The sequence below is a fragment of the Streptomyces sp. NPDC005803 genome (assembly GCF_040630435.1).
In the GTDB taxonomy this organism is placed as follows: domain Bacteria; phylum Actinomycetota; class Actinomycetes; order Streptomycetales; family Streptomycetaceae; genus Streptomyces.
Genome location: NZ_JBEXXO010000046.1, coordinates 22,477 through 33,734, shown reverse-complemented (window position 1 = coordinate 33,734; position 11,258 = coordinate 22,477). Strand labels below are relative to the sequence as shown.

12 protein-coding genes are annotated in these 11,258 nt (G+C 72.7%); 7 read left to right on the top strand and 5 right to left on the bottom strand.

All coding sequences use genetic code 11. The features are described from left to right. Positions 1-174: adenosylhomocysteinase (locus tag ABZ454_RS37250; protein WP_359543911.1), on the top strand; the 174-nt coding region annotated here is incomplete at its 5' end. 229 nt (positions 175-403) lie between these two features. Next, complete coding sequence (locus ABZ454_RS37245) at positions 404-3,637, top strand: tetratricopeptide repeat protein (protein WP_359543910.1); 3,234 nt, start codon at positions 404-406, stop codon at positions 3,635-3,637. A gap of 242 nt (positions 3,638-3,879) precedes the next feature. Here ABZ454_RS37245 and ABZ454_RS37240 read toward each other — a convergent pair whose 3' ends face one another. Beyond that, complete coding sequence (locus tag ABZ454_RS37240; RefSeq protein WP_359543909.1) at positions 3,880-4,116, bottom strand: hypothetical protein; 237 nt, start codon at positions 4,114-4,116, stop codon at positions 3,880-3,882. 1 nt (position 4,117) lies between these two features. Further along, positions 4,118-4,999, bottom strand: a complete 882-nt coding sequence (gene mca / locus ABZ454_RS37235) for a mycothiol conjugate amidase Mca (RefSeq protein ID WP_356320076.1) — start codon at positions 4,997-4,999, stop codon at positions 4,118-4,120. A gap of 155 nt (positions 5,000-5,154) precedes the next feature. On the opposite strand from mca, the gene ABZ454_RS37230 reads away from it, so the two are divergent. Continuing rightward, a complete protein-coding gene (locus tag ABZ454_RS37230) occupies positions 5,155-5,565 on the top strand; it encodes a DUF4307 domain-containing protein (protein WP_356320079.1) in 411 nt (136 codons plus the stop codon). A gap of 189 nt (positions 5,566-5,754) precedes the next feature. Then, a complete protein-coding gene (greA, locus tag ABZ454_RS37225; RefSeq protein WP_356320081.1) occupies positions 5,755-6,252 on the top strand; it encodes a transcription elongation factor GreA in 498 nt (165 codons plus the stop codon). A 90-nt stretch (positions 6,253-6,342) separates the two neighbouring features. On the opposite strand, the gene ABZ454_RS37220 is transcribed toward greA, so the two are convergent. The 3 genes from ABZ454_RS37220 to ilvA all read right to left on the bottom strand — a co-directional run bounded on the left by ABZ454_RS37220 (position 6,343) and on the right by ilvA (position 9,574). Continuing rightward, the gene (locus ABZ454_RS37220; protein ID WP_356325493.1) at positions 6,343-7,194 is read right to left on the bottom strand and encodes an ABC transporter permease; all 852 of its coding nucleotides are present in this window, start codon (positions 7,192-7,194) and stop codon (positions 6,343-6,345) included. Beyond that, entirely contained in the window at positions 7,191-8,195 is a 1,005-nt protein-coding gene (locus tag ABZ454_RS37215) for an ATP-binding cassette domain-containing protein (protein ID WP_359543908.1), read from the bottom strand. Before ABZ454_RS37215 ends, ABZ454_RS37220 begins: the two co-directional genes overlap by 4 nt. A gap of 149 nt (positions 8,196-8,344) precedes the next feature. Further along, on the bottom strand, positions 8,345-9,574 hold the full coding sequence (gene ilvA, locus ABZ454_RS37210) for a threonine ammonia-lyase (protein WP_356325497.1): 1,230 nt from the start codon (positions 9,572-9,574) through the stop codon (positions 8,345-8,347). Positions 9,575-9,888: 314 nt separating this feature from the next. Here ilvA and ABZ454_RS37205 point away from each other — a divergent pair, with 314 nt between their 5' ends. The 3 genes from ABZ454_RS37205 (at position 9,889) to ABZ454_RS37195 (ending at position 11,224) form a co-directional block, all read left to right on the top strand. Next, complete coding sequence (locus ABZ454_RS37205; protein ID WP_356325499.1) at positions 9,889-10,419, top strand: MarR family transcriptional regulator; 531 nt, start codon at positions 9,889-9,891, stop codon at positions 10,417-10,419. A gap of 62 nt (positions 10,420-10,481) precedes the next feature. Further along, positions 10,482-10,976, top strand: coding sequence for a sigma factor-like helix-turn-helix DNA-binding protein (locus ABZ454_RS37200; RefSeq protein ID WP_359543907.1), 495 nt, complete (start codon positions 10,482-10,484; stop codon positions 10,974-10,976). Further along, complete coding sequence (locus tag ABZ454_RS37195; RefSeq protein ID WP_359543906.1) at positions 10,973-11,224, top strand: hypothetical protein; 252 nt, start codon at positions 10,973-10,975, stop codon at positions 11,222-11,224. Before ABZ454_RS37200 ends, ABZ454_RS37195 begins: the two co-directional genes overlap by 4 nt. The last annotated feature ends 34 nt before the right edge of the window (positions 11,225-11,258 follow it).

Below are 11,258 nucleotides of genomic sequence, written 5' to 3'. Positions count from 1 at the left end.
CCCGAGGAGTACCCGACCGACGTCTACGTGCTGCCCAAGCACCTCGACGAGAAGGTCGCCCGTCTCCACCTGGACGCGCTCGGCGTGAAGCTCACCGCGCTCCGCCCCGAGCAGGCCGCGTACATCGGCGTGCCGGCCGAAGGCCCGTACAAGCCCGACCACTACCGCTACTGACGGCCACGACGCCGCAGGCGCCCCGCCTCCGGTGCCGTCACCGTGGACCCGGAAGCCGCCGCGTCCCGTCCGCCTGCCCGAGAAGGGCGGGCGGACGGGACGTACGGCAGGCAGGTCCGGCGGCGCAGTCTCGTGGACTCCCTGTCGCGCACCGGTCCCAGGCACGAGACTGGTCATCCAGCGGCCGGACGCCGGACCGGCCGGCAGGGCGGGGAACCGAGGGGGACCTATGCGGATGCGGGACAGCCACCGGGCGGAAGCCGAACGGCTGCTGGCTCGGGCCGTGGAGGAAGAGGTGCGCCGTTCGGGCGGCCGGACCGACCCCGCCACGCTGACGGCCCGCGGCCGCGCCGCGCTCGACACGCTGGCGGCCGGGGCGGACGAGGAGTACGCCGCGTACACCCAGGCGCTCGACGCGGCGGCGGCCGGGCAGCAGCCGCTGGCTCAGCGGTTCAGCCGGGCGGCGATGGGAACGCCGTTGGTCGTCACGGGAGTTGCCGCCGCCGCGGCGTTCGGCGCGGACGTGGCGCTCGGCACGGCGTCCGGCCTGGCGCTCGGCGCGGGCGCCGTCGTCGCGGTCGCGGGCGCCACCGCCACCGTCGTCAAGGTCACCGCCTCGCACTGGCCGGCCGCCCATCGCCGGGCCGGAGCGCTCGGACAGCCCGGCGGCACGGAGCAGCTCCGCCTGCAGTGGCTGACGGCCCTGGAGGTACGGGGCATCCGGCCCTTCATCGACCAGCAGCGCATGCTGACCGCCTCGTCCCGCGCCCCGGCGAAGAAGAAGGCCGCTGCGGACCGGGCCGCACCGCGGCTGCGCGGCGCGGACCGCAGCGCGGCAGCGCGCATGCGCTCGCTCCTGGAGCAGTCCTTCAGCCATCTGCCCTCCGCCGACGGCGAGTTCGCGGGGCGCCGGGCCGAACTCGCGCGGATCGCCCAGTGGGTGCAGGCGGGCCGCGCGTCGACGGAGACGAAGCCGACCGTGGTGGTGCTGCACGGACCGCCGGGCGCCGGGCGCACCACCCTGGCCGTGCGGGCGGCGCACAGCCTCAAGGACCAGTTCCGGGGCGCGTGCGTGGTCGATCTGCGCGGCGGTGCGGACGACGAGCCGCCGCTGCCGACCCGGGACGCGCTGCTGCACCTGCTGAACCGGCTCGGCGCCCCCCGCGAACAGCTGCTGTTCCGCGACAGCTCCTCGGCCGAGCAGCAGGTGCGCCGGCTCAGCGAGCTGTACCACCAGCATCTGACCGGCACCCCGGTGACGGTCGTCCTCGACGACGCGAGCGACGCCGAGCAGGTGCGCACCCTGATCCCGGAGCGCTCGGACAGCCTGGTCCTGGTCACCGCCCGTGAACCCCTCGAACTGCCCGCGTCCCTCCCGGCGTGGGTGCACCGGCTGGAGGTCGGGGCGCTGGACCCGGCCGGCGCGGAGGAGCTGCTGCGCGAGGCGTCCCAGGAGGACGGGCAGGGCCCGTACGACTACCCGTCGAGCGAGGCGATCACCGAGCTGTGCGGCGGCCTGCCCCTGGCGCTGCGGATAGCGGGGTCCGCGCTCGGGGAGCGCACCCCGAGCGCCCTGGCCGCCGACCTGGCCGCGTACGGACCGGTCCCGCCGGTCGAGCGGGCCCTGTGGCTGCGCTACACCGACCAGTCCGAGCAGGCGCGGCGGCTGTTGCGCCGGCTCGCGCTGGCCGGGCGGGCCAGCCTGGGCGCCGCGGCGGCCGCCGCGCTGCTGTCGGCCGACGAGCAGGAGGCCGGGCGGCTGCTGACCGCGCTGTCCGGGGCCGGGCTGCTGGACCACGTGCGGGGCTCCCGCTACCGGTTGCACGATCTCGTACGGAGCTTCGCCCTGGCCCGGCTGAACGACGAGGAGACGGCCGCGGACCGCACGGCCGCTCAGGAGCGGCTCATCGCGAACTACGCCGAGCTGGCGGGTGCGGTGATCCGGATGGTCGACGGCAAGATGTCGACCCGGGCCGGGCAGTTCGGAGCGCACGGCTTCAGCTCCCTCGACGCGGCGCTGCGCTGGCTGGACGACGAGTCGAGCTTCATCACGTCCGCGCTGCGGCACAGCGAGGGCGTCGACCAGGGCGCGGTGCTCGATCTGCTGGGCGCGCTGTGCGATTACTGCCTGCTGCGCGGCGACCTCTACCGGCTGGGCGAGATCAGCGAGCTGACGCAGGCGGTCGACCAGGGGCTGCTGGAGCGGTCGGTGCAGTGGCGGACCGGTATCGCGGCCCGTCAGCTCGGCGAGCTGGACAAGGCCCGCACGACGCTGTCGTCCGTCGTCGGCCTGTACCGCGAGGCGCGGAACGACTCGGGTACGGCGCTGGCGCTGTGCTCGCTCGGCATCACCCTGCACCACCAGGGCAATCTGACGGAGGCGTCGGCGCGGCTGCGGGAGGCGATCGCGCTGCAGTCCTCCGCGGCGCAGGCGGAGGACCGGGCCTGGTCGCTGCACGCCCTGGCCGCGGTGGAGCGCGACCGGGGCCACCTGGCCGAGGCGCTGGAGCTCCTGGACACGGCGCTGGTCCTGCACCGCGAGGGCGAGTCGCTGCACGGGGAGGCGTGGACGCGGTTCCAGCTGGGTCAGGTGCTGCTGCGGATGGGCGATGTGGAGCGGGCCGAGGCGGCGCTGCGTACGGCCCTGGATCTGTACGGGCGGACCCGGGACGAGCGGGGCGAGGCGTGGGCGCTGACCCAGCTGGCCCGGGCCCGGCTGCTGGACGGCGATCCGTTCCCCGCGGTCGAGCAGCTGAACGCGGCGCTGGCCCGCCACCGCGACAGCGAGGACGCGCGGGGCGAGGCGTGGACGCTCTACTACCTGGGCCAGGCCCTGGAGGAGGCCGGCGACACCGATCAGGCGGTACGGCAGCTGGAGCGGGCCCGCACGATGTTCTCGCGGATGCGGGACGTGTACGGGCTGGCGTGCGCCCGCCACCACTCGGGGCGCGTCACCCGCGACCAGCGGGCCGCGCAGACGGGCAACCTGCGCAATTCCGGTTTCGCCCGTCAGTTGCTGGCGGACGCGCGGGCGGACTTCCGGCGCATCGGGGTCGCCCACGGGGAGGCGTGGACGGCTCTGGAGCTGGCCCTGATCGACGCGGGCAACCAGCGCGCGCCGCAGGCCCTGGAGCTGTGCGGCGAGGCGGCCGGGCTGTTCGACTCGTACGGTGACGCGCGGGGCGCGGACTGGGCCCGCTTCCTGCGCTGCACGCTGCTGCCGTACGCCTCGGCGGGCGGTGTCGAGGTGGGCACGGTGGTGGCCCAGCAGGAACTGGCCGACCTGATCGAGGCCGGCCATGCGACGCGGGACGCGAAGCTGGAGGACTGCGCGGAGGCGTTCCGGGTGGTCCTGAACCGGGGCGTGGACCTGGAGGACGGCTGGCAGGCCTGGCGCCTGGGCCTGCTCCCGGCCCGCGAGGCCCGGGAGATCATGGGGGTGCCGGTCCCGGAAAGGCCGTGAACACGGGGGCGCTGCCGACCGCCGTCGGCCTCGTGCCGCGCCGTTCCGGGGCACACACCCGCGCCTTCGGGGGCCCCGTCCCGGGGCGTCCGGCCACGACGGCGCGGCCCTGCGGCCGTCCGGTGCGATTCGTCACGCACCCGGTGCGGGGCCGCCCGGCAGGGCCCATACCGTCGTCGACGGGGCCGGCCAGGGCCTGCACGGACGGAGCGGCCGGTCGCCCGGTGCCGCCCCGCCCCCGCCTACTTCTGCCGCGCGGAGCCCGCGGGCTCCGCCTCGTCCTTCGCGCCGGCCGGCTCCTCCGGGGCCTCCTCGAAGTCGACCTTGCCCATGTGCCGGTTCATCGACTTCATCAGCAGCCACACGCCCACGGCGAGCGCCGCGAAGACGATGAAGCCGAGGACCCCGGGGGTCACCTTGTTCTTGTCCAGTTCCTCGGCGAGCGGGACGAGGTGCGTCAGTGCCTGAGTCGCGTACATATCAGGCATTGTCGCGGATGCCCGCGAAGAGGTCGCTCTCGGGGAGGGAGGTATCGACGAGGGACTTCGCCAGCTCGTACTCCTCGGTCGGCCAGACCTCCCGCTGGATGTCCATCGGGACGCGGAACCAGCCGCCGTCCGGGTCGATCTGCGTCGCGTGCGCGATCAGCGCCTTGTCGCGGATCTCGAAGAAGTCCGCGCACGGAACGTGCGTGGTCAGCGTGCGCTCGGCGCGCTCGAACTCCTTCCAGCGCTCCAGCCAGTCCCCGTACGGCGACTCCAGGCCGCGGGCCAGCAGCGCCTCGTGCAGCGCGAGGGTCCGCGGCTTGTTGAAGCCCTGGTTGTAGTAGAGCTTCTGCGGCGTCCAGGCGGGGCCGAACTCCGCCTCGGGGAACTTCTCGGTGTCCGCGGCGCCCTCGAAGGCGATCATCGAGATCGTGTGGGTCATGATGTGGTCGGGGTGCGGGTAGCCCCCGTTCTCGTCGTACGTGGTGATGACCTGCGGCCGGAACGCGCGGATCTTCGCGACGAGCCGTCCCGCCGCCACGGTCGCGTCCTCCAGGGCGAAGCAGCCCTCGGGCAGCGGCGGCAGGGGGTCGCCCTCGGGCAGACCCGAGTCGACGAAGCCGAGCCACTCCTGCTTGACGCCCAGGATCTCCCGGGCCTCGTCCATCTCCTTCTTGCGCACCTCGTGGATGTGCTCCTCGATGTACGCGTCGCCCTGGAGTTTCGGGTTGAGGATGGAGCCACGCTCGCCTCCCGTGCAGGTCACGACCAGCACGTCCACCCCCTCGGACACATACTTGGCCATGGTGGCCGCGCCCTTGCTCGACTCGTCGTCGGGGTGGGCGTGCACGGCCATCAGTCGAAGCTGCTCAGTCAAGACTCGATCCTCAGTGATTGGTCGCCATCGAAATCAAGGGCGTCGCCCCGCGGACGACGGTGTGGGGTGGCGGTCGGGTGACGGGCGGGAGGCTTCTATAGTGACCGAACCGGGGGGTGGAAAATTCCTCGGTCCCCGGTACGGGAGGAACGATCATGACGGCGGTGCGCGAGGCGCTTCCCGAGAACCGCTACGGCCGCTCCGCCGACCAGCGCGCGGACCGCAAGCTCAGGATCATCGGCTCGGTCCTCGGCGTCGCCCTGCTGGGCGTGGTCGGCTGGATCGGGTTCGGCTATGTGAGCGGCCAGGGCCTCAGCGCCGAGATGATCAAGTTCAAGGTCGTCTCGGACGATCGCGTCGACGTGCACCTGGAGGTCCGCAAGGACCGGGACGCCAAGGGCTACTGCACCCTGCGCTCGCTGAGCGAGGACGGTGCGGAGGTGGCCCGCAAGGACTTCCGCTTCGACGGCGCCACCGACCGGATCGACCGGATCCTCACCCTGCGCACGACGTCCAGGGGGACCGCCGTCGAGCTGCTGGGGTGCACGGACGACGACGGGGCGTAGCGTTGACCGCCGCACGGGTGAGCTGAGCGACTCTCGACCGCTTTGACCTGCGGTTCCACACTCTCAGCCGTTTACCTGCTCCCCCTTTCCCCGGCGAATTGTTAGGCTCGTGGTTTCGCCCACCCGTGGAAGCGCATGCTTCCGGGTAGGGCGATGCTTTGTATTCCCAGTACCGACGAGGAGCACCCTGTGACCCAGACCAGCGAAAACGTCACCTGGCTCACGCAGGAGGCGTACAACCAGCTCAAGGCCGAGCTGGAGTACCTGTCTGGTCCCGCGCGCACGGAGATCGCCGTAAAGATCGCGGCGGCCCGTGAGGAGGGCGACCTGCGCGAGAACGGCGGGTACCACGCCGCCAAGGAGGAGCAGGGCAAGATGGAGCTCCGGGTGCGCCAGCTGACCCAGCTCCTGGAGCACGCGAAGGTCGGCGAGGCGCCGGCCGACGACGGCGTGGTCGAGCCCGGCATGGTCGTGACGATCGCCTTCGACGGCGACGACGACGACACGACGACCTTCCTCCTGGCCTCCCGCGAGTACGCGAGCGCGGACATCGAGACCTACTCCCCGCAGTCCCCGCTCGGGGTGGGCGTGAACGGCAAGAGGATGGGCGAGAGCGCGGACTACGAGCTGCCGAACGGCAAGACCGCCACGGTCAAGATCCTTTCGGCGAAGCCGTACTCCGGCTGATCCGCACACCTCACGCACCCAGCGCGAAGCCCCGGCCGGATGCGGCCGGGGCTTCGTGCTGCGCCAGGACGGCGGGGCTCTTCGCCCCGCTCAGACGGCCACCGAGCGGTACTTGCGTACGGCCAGGGTCCGGAAGACCACGATGATCAGGACGGACCAGATCAGCGAGGCCCAGACGGGGTGGACCATCGGCCACGCGTCGGAGGGGGAGACTCCCGGGTTCCCGAACAGCTCGCGGCACGCCTGGACGGTCGCGCTGAACGGGTTCCACTCGGCGATCGGCTGCAGCCACCCGGCCATGTTCTCGGTGGGCACGAACGCGTTCGAGATGAACGTGACCGGGAACAGCCAGATCAGTCCGCCCGAGGTCGCGGCCTCCGGCGTCCGGACGGACAGGCCGATCAGCGCGCCGATCCAGGAGAAGGCGTAGCCGAGGAGGAGCAGGAGGGCGAAGGCCCCCAGCGCCTTCGGGACGCCCTCGTGGATGCGCCAGCCGACGAGCAGGGCGACGATCGTGAGGACGATGACGGTGAGCGTGGTCTGGACGAGGTCGGCCAGCGTGCGTCCGGTGAGGACCGCGCCGCGCGCCATCGGCAGCGACCGGAAGCGGTCGATGAGGCCCTTGTGCATGTCGTCGGCGATCCCGGCGCCCGCGCCGGCCGTGGCGAAGGTGACCGTCTGGGCGAAGATGCCCGCCATGAGGAACTCGCGGTAGCCGGCGGCACTGGTCGAGCCGCCGATCACCATCGAGCCGCCGAAGACGTAGCTGAACAGCACGACGAACATCACGGGCTGGATGAGCCCGAACAGGATCATCTCCGGAATCCGGCTCATGCGGATCAGGTTGCGCCGGGCGATGACCAGAGAGTCGCGGGCGGACTGGCCGACGCCGCCGCCGGAGCGCGGGGCGGGAGCCGCCGCCGTCTCGGTGAGGGCACTCACTTCGCTGCCTCCGTCCGGGCGGCGAGCTGCGCGTCCGCCCCGTTCTCGTCGTTCTTCCCCTGCTCGGCGGCGTGGCCGGTGAGGGAGATGAACACGTCGTCGAGGGTGGGGCGGCGCAGCCCGATGTCGTCGATCTCCACTCCGCGGGCGTCCAGGTCGCGGATGACCTCGGCGAGGAGTTTGGCGCCGCCGTCGACCGGGACGGTCAGTTTGCGCATGTGCGGGACGACGGTGGCCTCGCCCTTTCCCAGCCGGGTGAGGACGTCGCGGGCCGGTTCGATCTGGTCGGGGTGGTGCACGACGACCTCGACGCGTTCGCCGCCGGTGCGGGCCTTGAGCTGGTCGGAGGTGCCGCGGGCGATGACGAGACCGTGGTCGATCACGCAGATGTCGTGGGCGAGACGGTCGGCCTCCTCCAGGTACTGCGTGGTCAGCAGCAGCGTCGTACCGCCGGCGACGAGTTCCTCGATGACCTCCCACAGCTGCTGGCGGTTACGGGGGTCGAGGCCGGTGGTCGGCTCGTCCATGAACATGACCGGCGGGGAGACGACGAGCGCCGCCGCGAGGTCGAGCCGGCGGCGCATGCCGCCGGAGTACGTCTTGGCGGTGCGGTCGGCGGCGTCGGCGAGGTTGAAGCGCTCCAGCAGTTCTCCGGCCCGCGCCTTCGCGTCCCGGGACGACATCTGGTAGAGCTGGCCGACCATCCGCAGGTTCTCGCGGCCGGTCAGGTATTCGTCGACGGCGGCGAACTGGCCGGAGAGCCCGATCGAACGCCGCACCTCGTTGGGCTTCTTCAGTACGTCGATGCCCGCGACGAAGGCGCTGCCGCTGTCGGGCCTGAGCAGCGTCGTGAGGACGCGTACGGCGGTCGTCTTGCCGGCTCCGTTGGGGCCGAGAAGTCCGAGGACGGTGCCTTCCGGTACGTCGAGGTCGACGCCGCCGAGTGCTCGTACGTCACCGAAGGTCTTCACCAGACCTTCGGCATAGATGGCGCCTGGCATACGGGATTCCCCCAGTGCGTTCGGGTGACTTCCTCACAGATCCTAGATTTGCCCGGGTTTCCGCGCCCGGTGAACGCACGAGAGGAACACCTGTACGCCTCGGACCGAGCGCAGGCACCGTATCGCGATACATCGCGACCGACAAGAGGTCAGCCCATCACGAGATAACCAGCCCCGCGCAGGGCCGCCGCGACCTCCTCGCAGTGCTCCGGCCCCTTGGTCTCCAGGTGCAGTTCGACCTCGGCCTCGGTGAGACCGAGCCGGGGATCGGTACGCACATGGCTGACGTCGAGGACGTTGGCATCGGCCACCGTGAGCACGCCCAGCATGGTCGCCAGCGCGCCGGGGCGGTCCGTCAGGCGCAGCCGCAGGCTCAGATAGCGGCCGGCCGCCGACATGCCGTGGGTCAGGATGCGCTGCATCAGCAGCGGGTCCACGTTGCCCCCGGACAACAGCGCCACGACCGGCCCGCGGAACGACTTCGGGTCGCTCAGCAGCGCGGCCACCGGGCTCGCGCCGGCCGGCTCCACCACCATCTTCGCCCGCTCCAGGCAGAGCAGCAGGGCACTGGACAGCTCGTCCTCGGAGACCGTACGGACCTCGTCGACCCACTCCCGGACCAGGCCGAAGGGCACGTCGCCCGGGCGCCCCACCTTGATGCCGTCCGCCATCGTCTGGAGGGAGCCGATCGACACGGGGCGGCCGGCGGCCAGCGACGGCGGGTAGCAGGCCGCGCCGGCCGCCTGCACGCCGACGATCCGTACGTCGGGCCGGATCGCCTTCACCGCCACGGCGATCCCCGCCGCGAGGCCCCCGCCGCCGATGCCGACGACGATGGTGCGCACCTCGGGGCACTGCTCCAGGATCTCCAGGCCCACCGTGCCCTGCCCCGCGATGATGTCCGGGTGGTCGAAGGGGTGGATGAAGACCGCGCCGGTCTCCTGCGCGTACTCCTGCGCCGCGGCCAGCGTCTCGTCGACGACGTTGCCGTGCAGCCGCACCCGCGCCCCGTACTCACGGGTCGCGGCGATCTTGGGCAGCGGCGCCCCGACCGGCATGAAGACCGTGGACCGTACGCCGAGCAGCGCAGACGCGAGCGCTACACCCTGCGCATGGTTTCCGGCGCTCGCGGCGACGACGCCGGCCGCCCTCTCGACGGGGGTGAGGCCGGAGATGCGTACGTACGCGCCCCGCAATTTGAACGAACCGGTCCGCTGCAGGTTCTCGCACTTGAACTGGACCGGAGCACCCACCAAGGCCGAAAGATGACGGCTGCCCTCCAGCGGGGTGACCTTGGAGACCCCGGAAAGCATCTTCTGCGCCCCCCGGACGTCATCGAGGATCACTGCGGGAAAGCGGCCGGGCGGCGGGAAGTTCATACCGCAAGTCTTGCAGCTGGGACCGACCGGCGGACGGAGGGTGGGCGGGGAGCGGGGCCGGGCCGGTACGGCCGCGAGGCGGCGGGCCGAGGCGGGGCCGGGCCAGGGCGACGGACCGCGACGCCGCAGGTGCGCGCACCCGGCCCCGCTGCACCGCCCCCGCCGCCGGTCGGCCCCGAAGGGGTCGCGACCGCCTCCGCGGGTCCCCTCCTGCGTCGATGTCCGCAGGTTTGTGCGGCACTGGTACGCGTTGCCCCGGGGCCGCGTACTCTGTCCCCCACCCATCCGACACCGCACGAAGAGAGCTCCCGGCCATGCCCCCTCAGGACATGACGACTGCCGCGTCTCCTTCCGGGGGCGCCGCCCCGGAGAACCCGGGTCACGACCACCTTCTCGACGCTCTGCAGCACCAGGTGGCGGTCTTCGCCCGGCGTGCCGAGCAGACCCGCCTCGGCGGCGTCGGCCAGGTGCGCAACTCCATGGACCGGGCCGCGTACCTGCTGCTCAACCGGCTGGACCGGGAAGGCCCCATGGGCGTCAAGGCGCTGGCCGCCGGCATGGGGATCGACTCCTCGACGGTGACCCGGCAGGTCGCGCCGCTCGTGGACACCGGTCTGGTCAAGCGCACCTCGCACCCCGAGGACGGGCGCGCCGTCGTGCTCCAGCTCTCCCCGCGCGGCCACGCGCGGCTGGACGAGGTCCGGTCCTCGCGGCGCGAGTTGATGTCCCAGGTGACGGACGAGTGGTCCGAGGACGAGCGGGACACGTTCTGCGCGCTGCTCACCCGCTTCAACGCGGCCCTGGCCGCCCGGCAGGCCGCGCACCAGACTCCGCCGGCGGGATAGCGCGGCAGGCCCGGGCCCCGGGGGGGTTGACCCGGGGCCCGCCGAGCGCTCCGATTGACCACGTGCGAGAGCGCCATGCGGGCCGACAGCGGCGCCGCGCCCAGGAGTTCGAGGCCTTCGTGGCGGGTGCGGCGGGCCGACTGCTGCACACCGCGACCCTGCTCACGGCCGAACCCGCGGAGCCGGACGGGGCCAACGAGGGCGCGCAGCGGCTCCTGACGGCCGCGCTGGCCCGCACGTACGCGGACTGGGACCGGCTGCACGGCGAGGACCCGTACGACCGCACCCGGCAGGATCTGGCCACCCGGTTCGCCCGGGAGGCGTGGCGCCATCACCGCCCGCGCGGCGGGCTGCTGGAGCGGCTGACCCCGCAGGAACGACTGGTCCTGGTGCTGCGCCTGTACGAGGGCGTCCCCGAGGAGCAGACGGCGGCGCTCCTCGGAGTGCCGGTGGACCGGGTCCGCGCGGTCTGCAACCGCTCGGTGGCCACGATGCGCGGGACCAGGCGCCCGACCGCGCGACGGAGTCGCACCCGGCCCGTGGAGGCCGCGTCGTGAGCGGCACCGGGCGCAAGGAGGACGAGGTCCGGCGGATGCTGGAGACCTCGCATCCCCAGGTGCCCGCCGCACTGGCGGCGCGGGCGGCGGAACGCGGGGCGCGGCTGCTGCGCCGCCGGCGGGCCGTGCGCCGCCTGTGGCTGGTGACGGTGACGGCGGTGGTCGTGGCGTTCACGGTGTGGGCGGTGGTGGCCCAGCCCTGGCAGACCCCGCCCGCCGAGACGACGCCGCCGCTGGAGGGCTGGTAGGCGCGGGAGGTTCGCCGGGCCTGTACCGATCTAT